The sequence below is a fragment of the Actinophytocola sediminis genome (assembly GCF_054779715.1).
Map to the genome: position 1 here is coordinate 133410 of NZ_BAAGXS010000003.1, position 16336 is coordinate 149745.

Below are 16336 nucleotides of genomic sequence, written 5' to 3' on the forward strand. Positions count from 1 at the left end.
CAGCCGGGGGGTGACGGGGTCAGGTGAGTGGGTCGGCGAACAGTGGGACCGCCTTTTCCACGGCGTACAGCGTGCCCAGCGCCGAACCGCTGGAGAACGCGTTGGCCAGCGCCGGGTCGTCCAGGATCACCAGCCGGCCGGCGGTGGCCGACGGCAGCTGGTTGAGCACCCGGTCGGCGCGCAACGCGGAGGCGTCCGCGCCGATCGGGAACACCACGGTCAGGTCCGCGTCGAGCAACTCCACCTGCTCGCGGGCCAGCTCCACGTAGAACGAGTCCCCGGCCAACGCCTGGATCTCGGGCTTGAGGCCGAACCCGAGGCTCTCCATCAGGTCGACCCGCGCGTCGCCGCGCACGTAGGCGCCGTACTGGTCGGAGAAGTAGGCGCCGACCGCGACGGACTTGCCGGCGAACTCCGGGTGGTCGGCCTCGGCCCCGGTCAGGCTGTCCTCGACCTTCGTGATCAGCGCCGCGCCCTCCTCCTCCTTGCCCAGCGCGGCGGCCACCAGCTCCACCTGCTGGCGCCAGGTCGTGCCGTAGGCGATCACGTCCGCTGGCGCGGCGACCGTCGGCGCGATCTTGGCCAGCTCCCGGTGCTTCTCCTCGCTGTTGTCCGACCGGGTGTTGAGGATGACGTCCGGGTCCAGCTCGTGGATCTGCTCGTAGTCCAGCTCCTGGGTGCCCAGGATGGTCGGCGCCGTGTCGTACCGGCCGCCCGCCCACGGGCCGACGCCCTCGCCGCCGAAGGCCAGCCAGTCGCTCGCGGCGACCGGCTGCACGCCAAGGGCCAACGCGGTTTCCGCGTCCGACCAGCCGACCGCGACCACCCGCTTCGGGTCGGCCGGCACGGTCACCGCGCCGAACCTGGTCTGCACGGTCGCGCCGTCCGGCTTCGCGTCGGTCTCCTCGACCTGACCGCAGGCGGTGCCAAGCAGGCCGACGGCGGTCAGTGCCACCAACAACTTCCTCACGACGGGTGCTCCATTCGGTGTCGGCCCCTCGGCACGACCATCGGGGTACGGGACAGCGGATCGGGGATGATCTGGCAGGCCATGCCGAACACCTGCTCGATGACCTCGGCGGTCACCACGTCGGTCGGCGCGCCCCGCGCGACGATCGCGCCCTCGCGCATGGCGATCAGGTGGTCGGCGTAGCGGCAGGCCAGGTTCAGGTCGTGCAGCACCACCACGACGGTGGTGCCGGCGGTGTGGTTGAGGTCCAGGAGCAGGTCGAGCACCTCGACCTGGTGGGCGACGTCGAGGTAGGTGGTCGGCTCGTCGAGCAGCAGCACGTCGGTGCGCTGGGCCAGCGCCATCGCGATCCACACCCGCTGGCGCTGCCCGCCGGACAGCTCGGCCACCGGGCGGGCGGCCAGCTCCAGCGTGTCGGTCGCGCGCATCGCCTCGGTGACCGCGACCTCGTCGGCCGAGGTCCAGCGCCGGAACCAGCCCTGGTGCGGGTACCGGCCGCGACCGACCAGGTCGGCGACCGTGATGCCCTCCGGCGCGGTCGGCGTCTGCGGCAGGATGCCGAGCACGGTGGCGACCTCGCGGCCGGGGATCGCGTTGATGTCGCGGCCGTCGAGCTCGACCACGCCCCCGGTCGGCGCCAGCAGCCTGGCCAGCCCGCGCAGCAGCGTCGACTTCCCGCACGCGTTCGGGCCGACGATCATGGTGACCTGTCCTGGTGGCACGGTCAGCGTGAGCCCGTGCACGACCTCGCGCCGGTCGTAGGCCAACCGCAGGTCGGTGGTGGTCAGGGTGTGCGTCGCGGTCATCCGCCGTGGCCTCCTCGGTTCATCCTGGCGAGCAGGACCAGCAGGTAGGGCGCGCCGATCGCGCCGGTCAGCACGCCCACCGGCACCTGCGGCAGGCCGGGGGTGTGCTGGGCGGCGAAGTCGGCGATCACCACGATCGACGCGCCGACCAGCGCCGATGGCAGCAGCGCCGGGCCACCGTCGCCGGCCAGCCGCCGGCCGATCGGCGCCGCGAGCAGGGCGACGAACGAGATCGGCCCGGCCGCGGCGGTCGCCGTGCCGGCCAGCGCCACCGCGCACAGCAGCAGCCGGAACCGAACGCGGCGCACCGGCACGCCCAACCCGCTCGCGGTGTCGTCGCCGAAGCCGATGAGGTCCAGCGCGCGGGCGCCGGCTGCGGTGGCCGGCACCAGCAGGGCCAGCGCGACCGCGAGCGGGACGAGCTTCTCCCAGGCGCTGTTGTTGAGGCTGCCGGTGAGCCAGATCAGGGCGTCCTGCGCACTGGTGACCTGGGAGCGGGTCATGAAGTAGCTGGTGACGCTCAACAGGATCGCGGCCAGCCCGATGCCGACCAGCACCAGCCGGTACCCGGTGACCCCGTCGCGCCAGGCGAGCAGGTACATCAGCAGCGCGGTGCCCAGCGCCCCGGCCAGCGCGGCCGCGGCGATCCCCGCCCCGCTGAGTCCGAACGCGACGATCCCGGTGACCGCGGCCGCGCCGGCACCCGCGCTGATGCCGATGACGTCCGGGCTCGCGAGCGGGTTGCCGAGCAGGCTCTGCAGGATGGCGCCGGAGAGCCCGAACGCGGCGCCGACCAGGACCGCGGTCAGCGCCCGGGGCAACCGCCGGTCCAGCACGATGTAGTCGGTGTCGGCGCTGCCCTGACCGGCCAGTGTGGACAGCACGTCGGGCAGGGACACGAACGCGGTGCCCACGCTGAGCGCCAGCAGGAACGCCCCCGCCACGACCAGCGCGAGCAGCAGCGCGACCAGCCGGGCCCGTCGGCGGCGGGCGCCGATCACCGTCAGCGGGGTCACCGTCAGCGGGGTCACCGCCGCCGCACCAGCGCGATGAAGACCGGCGCGCCGAGTACCGCGGTGACGATGCCGACCTGCACCTCCCCCGGCTTGGCCACCACCCGCCCGAGGATGTCCGCGGCCAGCACCAGGATCGGCGCGAACAGCAGCGCGGCCGGCAGCACCACCCGGTGGTCGGTGCCCGCGACCATCCTGGCCACCGGCGGCACCGCGAGCCCGACGAACGCGATCGGGCCGGCGGCCGCGGTGGCCGCGCCGCACAGCAGCACCACGGTCACCCCGGCGATGCCCCGGGCGAGCGCGATGTTCTGGCCAAGCCCGCGGGCCACGTCGTCACCGAGGGTCAGCGTGTTCAGCAGGCGTCCCGAGACCAGCGCCAGCACGATCCCGGCGAGCAGGAACGGCGCGACCTGCGCGAGCACCTGCCCGTCGCGCCCGGCGAGCGACCCGACCTGCCAGAGCCGGAACTGCTCGAAGGTGTCGGTGTCCGACAGCAGGACGGTAGTCGTCAGCGACACGAAGGCCGCGTTGGCGGCCGCGCCCGACAGCGCGATCTTCACCGCCGTGGCGCCCTCCCGGCCCAGCGCCCCCACGCCGTACACGAGCACGGTCGCGAGCATCGCCCCGGCGAACGCGAACCAGACGTACCCGGTCAGCGAGGTGACGCCGAACACGGTGATCCCGACGACCACCAGGAAGGAGGCGCCGGCGTTGATCCCCAGCACGCCGGGGTCGGCGAGCGGGTTACGGGCGACCGCCTGCATCACCACCCCGGCCAACCCGAGCCCGATCCCGACGAGCAGGCCGATGAGCGTCCTGGGCAGCCGCTCCTCCCGGACGAACAGGTGATCGTTGTCGGTCGGGTCGAAGTCGGTCAGCGCGTCGATCACGGTGCCCACCGGGATGGCCTTGGACCCGACGAGCAGGCTCAGCGCCACCAGCCCGACGAGCGCCACGGCGGCCCCGCCGAGCCACCCCCCGCCCCGCACCCGCCGCCGGGCAGGGGAGGACTCAGTGGACACCACCTCACCACCGCCTCCCGGAAAACTTAGGTGAGGCTACCCTGCTGCTCGCCCGCCATCGGCAGCTGTGGTGTAAATGGCCGACTACCACCACTCCGCGCGCCGAGGTGCGATAGCGAGCGACACCAGCACACCGAAGCGAGGACACGCATGGACTCGGGATTCCAGCTGGACCTGGAGAACCTGGAGACGGCAGCCGTCTACGTGCAGAACGAGAGCGACCGGGTACAGAGCGCCAAGGAGGCGCTCACGCACACCGTGGCGTTTCAGCACGACGCCTACCACCTGACCTACCTCCACGGCGGAGTCGAACAGAAGTACGACGACCTGCGAGTGGCGTACAGCGTGGTGCTGAGCTCAACCGCCGAAACCCTGCACCGCTCGTCGACGGCGCTGACCGAGATCGCACGCCGCTACGAGGAAGCCGACCAGGAGGCGAGAGACAACCTGGCCCGCCAACATCCCTGACCGTGAGCGAGGTAGAACCATGATCAGCGCGGCAGACGACCTACTGCTCAGTGAGGTCACACACTGGTTCCTGACCAGAGAGGGACCAACAGGTTTCGTCGCGGAGGCCGAGGTGGACGCCTTCGAAACCGAGATCTACAAGCTCTACTCCGGTAGTCCGGCGGATGCCGAGGACCTGGTCCACGAACTCGGCTATGTCAGCGATGCCATGGACGCCAAGTCGAGCGGCGGCATCCTTGATGTCAAGAACGGCCTGCTCGACAACTGGACAGGCGCGGCCGCACAGAACTACAAGATGTTCAACGACGACATGTGTAACGCCGTGGAAAACTACATCGCCATCGCGGAGGGCATCCGCGCCGTCCAGACCGCGTACGCGCGACTGGTCGCGTCGACGCACAGCGACGTCACCAAATTCCTGGAGGAGGTCAGGGCAAAACAACAGGACGCGCAGAATGCGTGGCCAGGGCTTTTTGCTCACGCTCACCACCAGCGTTGTCGGACTGGTCGGCGGCTTCGTCTCGTTCACGGCCACCGCGGCCGCGACGACCGCGGAGATGATCGCGGGTCTCACTCTGGCCGCGGAGAGCCTCGGTCAGGCGACCGAGGTCACCATCGCCATGACCGGGTTCTGGCCGTGGGAGGTCATGCAGAGCGCCACCGCCAACGTGCGCAAGATCCGCACCGCCGTGGAGGAGGAGATCAAGCGGCTGGACAAGATGCTCGACTACCTGCACAAGAGAGTCATCCGAAAGCCCGAGTCGTCCTACGAGGTCAATCCGCCGCCGCCAATGGTGGTCACCGATGACTCGTTCACCCCGGACGACTTCGAAAGCGTCAACTCTTCCGGAGACCAACCGATCGACACCAGTGCACTGGTACCGGAGGAGGAGCCCGTCATTCCGGACAACCGCATCCCGGTCTGAGAATCCGGTCAGTAGAACCGCCGTCATCGACCGGTCTGACAAAATACCCGCCATGACGGTGGACGAACTGCCGGGCTGGCTGCCGGGCTGGTGTGTTGACCAGTTGGCGGCCGAGCCGGTCAGCGTGCTGTTCGAGCGCCGGTCGATCTCGGCGGTGTACGGGCTGCGGTTGGCCGACGGCCGGGACGTCGTGGTCAAGGCGCGGGCGGACGACGGCCGGGCCGCCTCCTGTGTCGCCGCGCAGGATCGGTTGGCGCGGCGGGGGTTTCCGTGCGCCCGGCCGATCACGCCGGTGACCGGCGTCGGCGCGCTGGCCGTGCACGCCGAGGAGTCGCTGGCCGGCGGTGAGGTGTTGCGCGGCGACTCGCCGGACATCGCGGTGCGCTACGCCGAGGTGTTCGCCAGGCTGATGACCGAGCTGGCCGACGTGACCGTCGCGCCGCCGCTGCCCAACCCGCGCTGGGCCCGGTGGGACCACACCGGTTCCGGGCTGTGGCCGGCGATCGACTTCCTCGACGACCGCGACCAGCGCGCGGTACCCGCCTTCGTCGTCGACACCGCCGACCGGGCCCGCCAACGACTGCTGGCCACCGACCTGCCGTGCGTGCTCGGCCACGCCGACTTCGAGGCGCAGAACCTCCGCTGGCACGGCCGGCGGGTGTTGGCCGTGCACGACTGGGACAGCCTGGCCTGGCAGCCGGCGGCGGCGCTGGCGGGTGCCGCCTGTGGCACCTTCGCCAACGCCTCCCCACCGACCCTGGCCCCGATCGACAGCTCCGCCGCGTTCCTGGCGGCCTACCAGGACCGCCGAGGACACCGGTTCACCGTGGCGGAGCAGGAGATCGCGTGGGCGGCCAGTCTCTGGCCGGCCGCGCACAACGCCCGCTGGGAGGCCCTGCACGGCGACCGCCCGGTGTGCGGCGACGCCCTGCGCGCACAGGCGGCCGAACGGCTCCGCCGCGCGCACGCCTGACCGGCCTCACACCCCCACGGCGCTGTGTGCGGCGAGCTGGCCGGGGAGCCGGACCGACGTGCTCCAGGTGCCGAGCGCGATCTCCGCGGTGATGCCGGGGCCGAAGCCGGCGATCACCCCACGTGCCCCGTTGGCGGCGCCGCCCTCCTGGAACAGCCTGTCCAGCGCGTCGAACACGACGGCGCTGGCGATGTTGCCGCGCTCGGTGAGCGTCGCCCTGCTGTAGCGGAAGGTGTCCGCCGGCAGGTTCAGGTACTTCCCCAGGTCGTCCAGGATTCGCGGGCCGCCGGCGTGCACGATGTAGAAATCGAGGCCGGCGATGTCCCAGCCGTGGGGTTCGGCCGCGTCCCGCATGGCGGGCGCGAGCACGGCCATCGTGCCGGGCACCCGTTTGTCCAACAGGAAGTGAAAGCCGGTGTCCTTCACCTCGTAGGCGATCCAGTCCTCGGTGTCGGGGACCAGGTGCGAACGGTTCTGCTCGATCGACACCCCCACACCGCCCTCACCGCGCACCACCGCCGCGGCCACCGCGTCCCCGAACAGCCCGTTGGACAACAGGTTGCCGACCCCGAGGTCGGTCGGCTGGTAGAGCAGCGAGCAGAACTCACACGCCGCGATCAGCACGTTGGCCCTCGGGTAGGCGGTGCAGAAGTCGTGCGCCCGGTTGATGGCCGCGCCGCCGCCGGCACAGCCGAGCTGCGCGATCGGCAACTGTCTTGTCTCCGAACGGAATCCCATGGTGTTGATCAGCCAGGCGGTCATCGACGGCATCATGAAGCCGGTGCACGAGACATAGACGATCATGTCGATGTCCCTGGCCGTCAGGTCGGCGTGGTCCAGCGCCCGCTCGATCACCTCCGGCATCCTGGCCTTGGCCTCCGCCTCGTAGCGGGCGTTGCGCGCGGTGAGGCCGGGATGCTTGAGGGTGTCCTCGATCGGCTGCACGAGGTGGCGGGTCTGGACGCCGGTGTTGCCGATCAGTCGGAGCGCGAGGGGCAGCTGCGGGTGGTCGCGGTGGATGGTCCTGGCGAGCTCGAGGGTGTGTTCCCTGGAGATGGTGTGTTCGGGAACAGCGATCGCCGGCCGACACAGTGTTGCCATGACAAGCCCCTTACCAGGCGACCGGGAGTGTGAGCGGGTACCGCCAGATGGAGACCTCGTTCCACCGCACCTCTTCCGGCGCGACGGCCAACCGCAGGTCGGGGAACCTGGCCAGCAGCCTGCCGATGGCGGTCTGGAGCACCATGCGGGCCAGGTGCGAACCGAGACAGTGGTGGCTGCCGTAGCCGAAGGCCATGTGTGGTGCCGGCGCCTCGCGGTCGAAGTCGAGCTCGTCGGGCCGCGCGTAGGCGAGCTCGTCGCGGTTGGCGGTCAGGTACGACACGTGCACCGCGTCGCCCGCCCTGATGGTCACCCCGCCAAGCTCGACGTCCTCGGTGGCCACCCGGGGAATGCCGACGCCCTGGCGGAACGGGATGAACCGCAGCAGTTCCTCGATCGCCTTGGGCACCAGCTCCGGCTCGCGCCGCACCCTGGCCAGATGCTCGGGGTAGGTCAGCAGCGTGTAGACGATGTTGCTGATGTCGTAGGTGGTGGTGTCGTGGCCGGTGATCACCAGCAGCATGGCCAGCACGGACAGTTCCGCGTCGGTCAGCTGCTCGTCGCCGATCCGCGCGGTGGCCAGCCCGCTCAGCAGATCCGTGCCCGGGTTGCGGCGGCGCGCCGCGGTGAGCTCGTCGAAGTAGGCGCGCAGGCCGGCTTTCGCCTCGGCGGCCGCCTCCCGGTCGCCCACGCTCATGGACATCATGCTCATCGCCCACCGCCGCAGCTGTGGCCGGTCGGGCTCGGGCACCTCCAGCAGCTCGCTGATCGTCATCAGCGGCAGCTTGCCGGCGAGGTGCTCGGCCACGTCGGCCGGCGCCCCGTGCTCGACCATCTCGTCCAGCAGCCTGTCCACCGTGCGCTCGGTCCACGGCCGCAGCGCCTCGACCTGGGGGGTGGTGAACGCCTTGATGACCAGCCTGCGCACCCGGTTGAGCGCGGGCGGGTCCATCAGGTTGATCGCCTCGGACTGGGCGATGGGTGCCGGGGTGATCCGCGGGAAGTCGCGCCCGATCAGCGCCGCCCGGCTGAACCGCCGGTCGGAGGTGACTGTCTGGACGTGGTCGTAGCTGGTCACCAGCCAGGCGTCGCCGTCCCCGTAGGGCATCCCGACCTTGACCACCGGCGACTCGGTCCGCATGCGGGTCATGAAGGGGTCGGGCTCGAGCGCGTCGTCGTGGCGAAAGGGACAGGTCGGCGCCGATTCCGCTGGTTCGGCGCGCGGCACGTTTTCCGTGGTTGGACCGGATTTGACATCCTGATCATGAATCTGGGTATTCACGACAACCTTTCCCTTCGCGCGACAATTCTCGTCCGATCCATGAGACCCATCATGCCGCCGCATTCCGGGTCAGACCGCACGGTTCATCAGGTTTTAACGGAGCCCACCTGTCCGTGCGATGCGCCAGCGACTGTTATTTACTCTCCGACACTGACCTGTCCTTCATTCAGGGGCGCAGAAAACCCGTCCTGAACACGAGTAGGTGGTCCTGTCGGGGTATCGAGTAGCGGGATGATGTGCCGCTCCTCGAAATCCAGGTGTGCTTCCAGCTCGGCGACCAACTGGTCCACATCGGTGAGCAGATCCGGTTTGCCCGAGTTCACCGCGTCGCGCAGCCGGCCGAGCCGGGCCGCCATGAGCTCGTGCTCGGCTCGCAGGCGCACGAGCGTGTCGGTCAGCTCCGGGTGGCGGGTGTCGAGGGCGGCGAACGTCCGGGTGTCCTCGTGGTGGTGGTGGAGATCGAGAACGGCGCACAACGTCAGGCAGTTCACCCTCAGCTGGGCCCCGAGCGTCGACCCCGAGCCCGCCACCTCGGCGCGCACCAGCCGCAGCTCACGCCGGAACGCGTCGTGGGCCAGCAGGATCCCGGCGCCCACCGTCGACGCGTTCGGCGGGCCGGGCGTGAGCCGGCGCAACGTGACGACCGGGATGACCCGCGAGGTCCCGCGCTGGTACTCGCCCCACACCGGATCGGCCTCGACCGCCCTGGCGAACGCCGCGTCCCGCGCGGCGTCGTCGAGCACGGTGGCGTGCGCGTCATAGACGAACACGCCGTCCTCGACCACGACCCTCGGCTCGGCGACCAGGTCGTGGAACCACGCCGGGTGCCGCGCCGCACCCCCGGCGTCGGCGATCACGAGAACCTGGCCAGCGCCGTCTGGCAGATACCTGATCGGCACGGTGGTGGCGGTATCCGACCGTGCTTTGGTGGTCAACAGGAGCAGCCGGACATCCGCGAGATCACCGCCAACCCGGCCATTGTTTGCCCGAAAATCCGCAATGACCTGCCGATCCTCCATATCGCCCCAATCGTCGCCCGAAGAATCCAGTTCCTGACCGTCACACGAACATCGGGCATCGGGAATCCCAAACCCCCACATTCACCCCGTTCGGGTGAAAAAAGTGGGGCCGGAAAGCGTGAACCGGCACGATGGCCACCATGTCCAGCGACACCGAGCTGATCGTCAACCAAGACACGTATCTCACCGGCGTGCCGCACGCGGCGTTCGCCCGGCTGCGCGCCGAGTCCGCGGTGGTCTGGATGGACGAGCCGCCGCAGCCCCCTGGGCCCGGTTTCTGGGGCGTGCTGCGGCACGAGGAGATCAAGCAGGTGCTGCGGGACCCGGCCACCTACTCCTCCCACGCCAAGGCGACGCAGATCCTGGACCCGCCAAACGAGCGGGCACTCCAGTTCATCCGGCAGTCGCTGATCAACCAGGACCCGCCCCGGCACGCCGACCTGCGCAAGCTGATCTCCAAGGCGTTCACCCCGAAGGCCATCGCCCGGCTGGAGGACCGGATCACCGGCTGGGCCGACGAACTGGTGGCCGAGGTGGCGGCGCAGGGGGCGTGCGACTTCGCCGGGCTGGTCGCGGACCTGCCGCTGCGCACGATCGCGGAGATCTTCGGGGTGCCGGAAGAGGACCGCTGGCTGATGAGCGACTGGAGCAACCGGATCATCGGCTACGTCGACCCGGACTTCGCCACCAAGGTCAAGGCGAACGCGGACAGCTCGACCGCCATGGCGCTGCGGGCGCTGGCGCTGCGCCCGCAGCCGGACGAGCAGGGCAGGCTGCCCAACCAGCGCACCCGTCTCGGTATGCCGGACCTGTACGCCTACGCCCGCGACCTGGCCGAGTGGAAGCGCGGCAACCCCGGCGAGGACGTGCTGAGCAACCTCGTGCGGGCGGGGCTGCCGACGGCCGAGTTCGAGAACATGTTCTGGCTGTTCCCCGTCGCCGGGATCGAGACGCTGCGCAACGGGCTGCCGGGCGGCATGCACGTGCTCATGTCCGACCGGGACGCCTACCGGGCGGTGCGCCAGGACCGGTCGCTGCTGCGCGGCGCGATCGAGGAGATGCTGCGCTGGTGGTCACCGATCATGCACTTCCGCCGCACGGCCACAGTGGACACCGAGCTGGGCGGCCGGCTGATCCGCGCGGGCGACAAGGTGGTCGTCTGGTTCTCCTCCGGCAACCGGGACGAGCGGGTGTTCACCGAGCCCGACCGGTTCGACATCACCCGCCAGCCCAACGACCACCTGAGCTTCGGCCACGGGCCGCACTACTGCGTCGGCGCGCACCTGGTGAAGGTCCAGATGCGGGCGATGTTCACCGCCGTGTTCGACCAGCTCGGCGACGTCGAGCCGGCCGGCGAGCTGGTCGGCCTCCGGTCGAACTTCCAGCACGGCGTCACTCACCTGCCCATCAGGTGGTGAGCGCGGCTAGCCGCGCACGCGGAACGTGTACCTCCCGGAGCCGACCGCCACCCGCACCTCGCCGTCCACTTCGGACACCTCGCGGACGCCGTCGCCTGGCCGCAGCGGCCGGCCGCGCTCGGTGACCGCGTCGCGGTCCTCGGCGGGGACGTGCACGGTCGCCGTCGCGCCGACGGGCACGGTGACGGTGATGGTCAGTGCCTCGCCGGTGCGCCGCCACTCGCTGCCGAGCACGCCGTACTGGGTCCTGGTCGTGGCCCTGGCCCAGCTCAGCCTGTCGGTGACCGCGGGCGCGATGGTGAGGTCGCGGTATCCGGTCGACTCGCCGGCCCGGATACCGGCGACGTGCTGGTAGAACCAGTCGTCGACGGTGCCGAGGAAGTAGTGGCCGCGCGAGCGCGCCGCCAGCGCCCAGTGCTCCCACATCGAGGTGGCGCCGTTCTCGATCATGTAGCCCCAGCTCGGGTAGCCGGTCTGCAGGGCCAGTTCGTAGGCCACGTCGGCGTAGCCGTGCTCGGTCAGCACCGGCAGCAGGTACTTCGTGCCCAGGACGCCGGTGTTGAGCTTGGTGCCCTTGGCCCGCACGTCGGCCACGATGCTCGCGGCCACCCGGTCGGCGGTCTCCTGGTCCGGCGTCAGCCCGAAGGCGATCGCCAGCACGTTGTGCGTTTGCCGGTAGCCCCGGTCGCCGGTGCCGCGGTAGTACCCGGCCGCACTGTCCAAAAAGGTCTCGTTGAACGCCGCCCTGACCACCCGCGCCTGGTCGGCGAACCGGGCAGCGTCCGCGTCCCGGTCGAGGAACTCGGCACTACGGCGCATCGAGGTGAGCATCGCGTACAGGTAGGCGGTGCCCGACACCCGCAGGTCCTCTGGCGCGTTGCCGCCGTTGGGGCTGGCCTCCGGGCTCACCCAGTCGCCGAGGCGGGGGTTGGTCACGATCCCGTTGACCGCACCGGCGAACTCCAGGTCCACATAGGACTTCATACCGTCGTAGTTCTCCCGCAGCACCCGGCTGTCCCCGCCGTACTGGTACAGCCACCACGGGATCATCACGTACGCGGAGTGCCACGGCGGGGCAACGCCCCACACTCCCCAGTCGCCGGAGCTCGGCGCGATCACCATCGGCCGGCCGTCGCCGTCGCGGGTCTCGTGCACGTCGCGCAGCCACTTCGCGAACAGCTCGCTCACGTCGAGGTTGGTCAGGAACATCTCGGCACCCAGCGCGGCGTCCCCGGTCCAGCCGTTCTTCTCGAACATCGGCGTGTCGGTCGGGATGCCGTGGATGTTGTTCTTCAGCGTGTCGACCACCGCGCGGTGGGTGCGGTTCATCAGCTCGCTCGAGCTGTCGAACGTGCCGATCTCCTCGGCGTCGGTGTGCACCACCCTGGCGGCGAACGCGGACAGTGGCGGCGGGTGCTCCCCCGGCCAGCCGGTGACCTCGATGTACTGGAATCCCTTGTAGGAGAACCGGGGTTCCCACGACTCGGCCTCGCCGGTGCCGGCCAGCACGAAGCGGTCGGTCTGGAAGCCCGCCTGGAAGCCGCCGTTGTTGCTCATGTTCACCCGCCCGTCGGCGGTGAGCTTCTCGCCGTGCGCGGCCCGGATCGTCGTGCCGCGTGGTCCGGTGGCGGTGAACCGTACCCAGCCGGCGATAACCCTGGGGAACTTCACCACGTACGTGCCCGGCACGGGCTCGGTGATCTCCGTGGCGGGCAACGACTCGGTCACCCGGATCGGTTGCTGGCGCTGGTTGACCAGCACACCCGCCGGCCCGCGCACCTCGCTGGCCGGCGCCCACGCGCTGTCGTCGAAACCCGCGGTGTCGTAGCCCGGCTGGACCTGGCCGGCGTCGTAGGTCTCGCCCGCGTACAGGTCGTCGAACACCGTCGGGCCGTCGTGGACGCGCCAGGAGTCGTCGGTGACCAGCCGTTGCACCCGGCCGTCGGTGTACTCGAGGTGCAGTACCGCGCGCACGACCGGATCGTCGTGCCACGGGGGCGATTCCCACCGCCACACGTTGCCCCCGGTCATGCCGTAGAAGCCCCGGCCGAGCTCCATGCCCAGCGCGTTGGTGCCCGGCCGGAGCGCCGGACCGAGGTCGATGGCGGTGTACTGGACGGTGTCGTCGTAGTCGGTGAACCCGGGCGAGAGCACCTGGTCGCTGGCCGGCCTGCCGTTGAGCGAGACGTTGGCGTAGCCGCCGGCGGCCAGGTACAGCGTCGCGTCCCTGACCTGGGCGTCCACCTCGAACTCCCGGCGCAGCAACGGCGCCGGCAGCGGCTCCCTGGTCGGCGGCCGCACCTGGTCGCCCCACGGACCGCTGCCGTAGTCGGCGATCTCGGTGGCGTTGGCCCAGGCGGAGTCGTCGAACTCCGGACGCGCGAAGTCGGCCGGCACGCTCTGGGTGGCCTTCCAGCCGGCGCCGGTGGTGAACGTCGAACTCGTACCGTCCGAATAGGACACTCGGACCACCGCGATCAGGCCGCCCGCGCTGTCGGCGTCGTTGGTCACCCGTGCGGCGAACACGTTGCGGTCGGCCGCGAGGTCGGTCTCGTAGTAGTGCGACTGCTGCCAGCCGTTCTCGGCACTGGTGCTGCGCCCGATCTCGGTGCCGTTGACCAGGAACTGGTAGGAGTCGTCCGCGGTGACCAGGACCTCGGCGCCGGTCGCCGTCTTCCCGTCCTGGCTGACCAGGCTGGTGCGGAAGGCGCGGTCGGCGCCGGGCGCGCTGTCGGCGGCCACCCAGATCCACGCGGCGCCGGTGAGGGTCAGGTCGGTCACGTCGGCCGGCACACGCTCGTTGCCGATCCACTTGCTGCCCGACCAGTCGCGCTCGTCGTACAGGCCGGTGCGGAACCTGGAGCCGGCGGTGCTCGCGCCGTGTGTGGTCACCACGTCCACCCGCCAGGCGTAGTCGGTGGCCGCGCGCAACGCCGGCCCCGGATACTCGACGTTGGCCGACTCCGGCGACGCGACGACGCCGCTGTCCCACACCTGAGCACCGTCGCCGGTCAGCCGGAGCCGGTAGGAGACCTGCTCGACCCCGCGCTGTGCGGACTCGATGGTCCACGAGAACCGCGGCCGGTCGACGTCCAGGCCGATGGGCTCGACCTTCTTCTCCACGAGCAGGTTCGTCAGGCGTACGTCTCGCGCGCCCGGTTGTTCGGCCGGTGCCGGTGATCCGGTCGCGAGCAGGACCAACGACAGGACGGCGACCAGCGCCGCACGGATGCCGCGGCGGGTACCGGCGTGGATCGGCAACGCTGCCAACACGGGCCCTCCTCCGAATTGGAACGTTTCACCGAGGAATGTAACCGACGCTTCCGCCGAACACCATGGTTCGCCGGCGGGCGAACGCTCAGCAGCGGCGGTAGACGTGGCCCGGCTCGCCCGGCGCCACCAGGTCGCGGTCGCGGACGATCGTGGCGGGTGGCGCGTCGACGCAGGCCTCGGCGGGATCGGCCCAGTCGTCGGTGTACTCGACCGGGAGGACGCGCTCGCCGTAGACCTCGGCGTACGCGGCGCACTCGTCGTGGCGCACGCACTCCTCGACCACGGCGAAGTCGAACCCGGCCGCCCGGCCGCGAGCGCCGAGTTCCACGGTGTTCTTCTGCCCGGCCGCCAGCCCGTCCTCGTGGGCCACCGCCACGAGCGCCTCGGCGACCGCCAGGTTGTCCGCGAGCGTGAGCGCGCCGGCCGACCGGAGGTAGGAGTCGAGGTTGTCGAACTCGACCGCGTCGAACCCGGAGTCCGCGCACCGGTGGAGGTTCGGGGCGAGCACCTCGACCAGGGCGTCGGTGTGGCGAGTGTCGAGGATCATCTCGTCCGGCCAGTTCTCGTCCACCAGCGGGACATCCGCGTCGTCGCGCAGGACGAGGTCCGGGTGGTCGGCCAGCCAGCGCGCCCGCGCGGCCGGCTGGGTCTGGAAAACGTTGACATAGCAGATGTTGTAGCGGTCGGGCGCGGGCTCGGCCCCGCCGTCGCGCACCACCACCGTGACCTCGTCGGCCGGTGGATAGGCCCCGCCGAGCTGGTAGTCGAACACCGGATGAGCCGGCAGCGCCGGCCATCGCGCCGGTGGAGTCGACGGTGAAGTCGACGGTGAACAGGCCACGCCGAGCAGTACCAGTAAAGGGATCGCTCGTACCCAGCCGTTCGCCACGGGGAGGACTCTAGTCGGGGACCCGTCCCCGACACCCTGGTTCATCATGGCGCGGAACGACAACGCCCGACGGGCACAGAATCGCACAGTCAGGGGACGAGATGGACGGATACACCTTCAGCTCGGGTGCATTCCACGAAGTGCGGCAAACCTGGGAGGACCTGCGCGCCGGTCTGGAGCAGGACCGCACGGAGGCGGAGAAACTGGTCGGCGTCCAGGCGCCGGGACACGAGCCGGCGAGTGGTTTCGTGGCCAAGGACCAGAATGACTCCGGCCAGGCCCTGCTCACCTCGATCACCCAGATGCAGGCTTTCGTGGACAGCTATCTTGCCGGCCTCAACGAGTCCGAAAAGGAATACCTGGCGCAGGAGGACACCGGCAGCCGGACCTTCGAGAGCGGGAGGCACTGACATGAGCGACGAGATCATCGGCGGCATGGCGATCGGCGGCGCGGCCGGCGCCGCGGTGGCCGGGCTGCCCGGCGCACTGGTCGGCATTCCGATCGGCGGGCTCCTTGGCGACGCCTATTCGAAGAAGCCGCAGGTCGGCAATTTCGCGACGTCACTGCAGAACGACCTCGCGCCGGAGAACGTCACCCTGGACGCGCACCAGATCTATGAGCGGATCACCACCGGGTTCGGCACGCAGTCCCTGCTGACCGCCCATGCCGCCGCGCAGACGATGTCGGGCACCTTCGGGGACCGCGCCAACCAGATCGCCGCGGCGCGCGCCGCGGCCGCCGGGGCCTGGGAGGGGACCGCGTCCTCGTCGGCCGCCGAGGCGACCGCACCGCTGGCCGACAGTTTCGCGGTGGCCCAACAACAACTCACCGCGAACGCCACCGCACTGGACGCCGAGGTCGTGGCGTTCGACCACATCCGGTCCCAGGTCGAGCCCGTGCCGGCGACCCCGCCGCAGAGCAGCCTGGCCAACGACGTGAACCCGTTCCAGACCGACGCCGACGCGGCCATCAACGAGTACAACGCCAAGGCGGCCAAGAACATCGCGCTGTACGAGGCGTACGTCGCGGACACCACCGCGGCCCGCGGTCAGGTCCCGCTCAGCTACGCGCAGCCGGCGCCGCTGAGCGCGACCGCGTCGGCGGTCACCAGGACCGCCTCCCCCATCGGCGCCGAGTCGGTGCCACCGCCGCAGGTCGGCGCCGGCGGCGCC

At 70.6% G+C, this 16336-nt stretch carries 15 protein-coding genes and 1 pseudogene; 6 read left to right on the forward strand and 10 right to left on the reverse strand.

Going from position 1 to position 16336, the window contains the following annotated elements:
• Positions 1 to 19: 19 nt before the first annotated feature.
• The 4 genes from ACYVIP_RS02085 to ACYVIP_RS02100 are packed head-to-tail and all read right to left on the reverse strand — an operon-like array spanning position 20 to position 3814.
• Positions 20 to 970 carry an iron-siderophore ABC transporter substrate-binding protein gene (locus ACYVIP_RS02085; protein ID WP_460391326.1) on the reverse strand — a complete coding sequence of 317 codons (951 nt, stop codon included), beginning with the start codon at positions 968 to 970 and terminating at the stop codon, positions 20 to 22.
• Complete coding sequence (locus ACYVIP_RS02090) at positions 967 to 1776, reverse strand: ABC transporter ATP-binding protein (protein WP_460391328.1); 810 nt, start codon at positions 1774 to 1776, stop codon at positions 967 to 969. The genes ACYVIP_RS02085 and ACYVIP_RS02090 overlap by 4 nt, the downstream gene beginning before the upstream one ends.
• A complete protein-coding gene (locus ACYVIP_RS02095) occupies positions 1773 to 2807 on the reverse strand; it encodes a FecCD family ABC transporter permease (RefSeq protein WP_460391330.1) in 1035 nt (344 codons plus the stop codon). Before ACYVIP_RS02095 ends, ACYVIP_RS02090 begins: the two co-directional genes overlap by 4 nt.
• Positions 2804 to 3814: a FecCD family ABC transporter permease gene (locus ACYVIP_RS02100; protein ID WP_460391332.1), complete on the reverse strand. Its 1011-nt coding sequence runs from the start codon at positions 3812 to 3814 to the stop codon at positions 2804 to 2806. Before ACYVIP_RS02100 ends, ACYVIP_RS02095 begins: the two co-directional genes overlap by 4 nt.
• Before the next feature lie 150 nt (positions 3815 to 3964).
• On the opposite strand from ACYVIP_RS02100, the gene ACYVIP_RS02105 reads away from it, so the two are divergent.
• Positions 3965 to 4282, forward strand: a complete 318-nt coding sequence (locus tag ACYVIP_RS02105) for a hypothetical protein (RefSeq protein ID WP_460391334.1) — start codon at positions 3965 to 3967, stop codon at positions 4280 to 4282.
• A gap of 40 nt (positions 4283 to 4322) precedes the next feature.
• Here the strand turns inward: ACYVIP_RS02105 and ACYVIP_RS02110 are convergent, their stop codons facing one another.
• Positions 4323 to 4763 carry a hypothetical protein gene (locus ACYVIP_RS02110; RefSeq protein WP_460391336.1) on the reverse strand — a complete coding sequence of 147 codons (441 nt, stop codon included), beginning with the start codon at positions 4761 to 4763 and terminating at the stop codon, positions 4323 to 4325.
• On the opposite strand from ACYVIP_RS02110, the gene ACYVIP_RS02115 reads away from it, so the two are divergent.
• Together ACYVIP_RS02115 and ACYVIP_RS02120 are read left to right on the forward strand one after the other, a co-directional pair.
• On the forward strand, positions 4738 to 5208 hold the full coding sequence (locus ACYVIP_RS02115; RefSeq protein WP_460391338.1) for a hypothetical protein: 471 nt from the start codon (positions 4738 to 4740) through the stop codon (positions 5206 to 5208). The genes ACYVIP_RS02110 and ACYVIP_RS02115 overlap by 26 nt on opposite strands.
• A 52-nt stretch (positions 5209 to 5260) precedes the next feature.
• A complete protein-coding gene (locus ACYVIP_RS02120) occupies positions 5261 to 6181 on the forward strand; it encodes an aminoglycoside phosphotransferase/kinase family protein (protein WP_460391340.1) in 921 nt (306 codons plus the stop codon).
• Between the two features lie 6 nt (positions 6182 to 6187).
• Here the strand turns inward: ACYVIP_RS02120 and ACYVIP_RS02125 are convergent, their stop codons facing one another.
• From ACYVIP_RS02125 to ACYVIP_RS02135, 3 genes are all read right to left on the reverse strand, one after another.
• Positions 6188 to 7282, reverse strand: coding sequence for a type III polyketide synthase (locus tag ACYVIP_RS02125; RefSeq protein WP_460391342.1), 1095 nt, complete (start codon positions 7280 to 7282; stop codon positions 6188 to 6190).
• Between the two features lie 10 nt (positions 7283 to 7292).
• Positions 7293 to 8423 carry a cytochrome P450 gene (locus ACYVIP_RS02130; protein ID WP_460391344.1) on the reverse strand — a complete coding sequence of 377 codons (1131 nt, stop codon included), beginning with the start codon at positions 8421 to 8423 and terminating at the stop codon, positions 7293 to 7295.
• A 278-nt stretch (positions 8424 to 8701) separates the two neighbouring features.
• The gene (locus tag ACYVIP_RS02135; RefSeq protein WP_460391346.1) at positions 8702 to 9583 is read right to left on the reverse strand and encodes a nitroreductase/quinone reductase family protein; all 882 of its coding nucleotides are present in this window, start codon (positions 9581 to 9583) and stop codon (positions 8702 to 8704) included.
• 140 nt (positions 9584 to 9723) lie between these two features.
• Between ACYVIP_RS02135 and ACYVIP_RS02140 the strand changes: the two genes are divergently transcribed.
• Entirely contained in the window at positions 9724 to 11001 is a 1278-nt protein-coding gene (locus tag ACYVIP_RS02140; RefSeq protein WP_460391348.1) for a cytochrome P450, read from the forward strand.
• 6 nt (positions 11002 to 11007) lie between these two features.
• Here the strand turns inward: ACYVIP_RS02140 and ACYVIP_RS02145 are convergent, their stop codons facing one another.
• Positions 11008 to 14274 (reverse strand): family 78 glycoside hydrolase catalytic domain, encoded by a 3267-nt coding sequence (locus ACYVIP_RS02145; RefSeq protein ID WP_460391350.1) that lies wholly within the window; start codon positions 14272 to 14274, stop codon positions 11008 to 11010.
• A gap of 85 nt (positions 14275 to 14359) precedes the next feature.
• Positions 14360 to 15046: an endo alpha-1,4 polygalactosaminidase gene (locus ACYVIP_RS02150; protein ID WP_460391352.1), complete on the reverse strand. Its 687-nt coding sequence runs from the start codon at positions 15044 to 15046 to the stop codon at positions 14360 to 14362.
• Positions 15047 to 15264: 218 nt separating this feature from the next.
• On the opposite strand from ACYVIP_RS02150, the gene ACYVIP_RS02155 reads away from it, so the two are divergent.
• Both ACYVIP_RS02155 and ACYVIP_RS02160 read left to right on the forward strand, forming a co-directional pair.
• The gene (locus tag ACYVIP_RS02155; RefSeq protein ID WP_460391354.1) at positions 15265 to 15573 is read left to right on the forward strand and encodes a PE domain-containing protein; all 309 of its coding nucleotides are present in this window, start codon (positions 15265 to 15267) and stop codon (positions 15571 to 15573) included.
• A 1-nt stretch (position 15574) separates the two neighbouring features.
• Positions 15575 to 16336: pseudogene (locus ACYVIP_RS02160) on the forward strand (hypothetical protein); the annotation flags it as partial.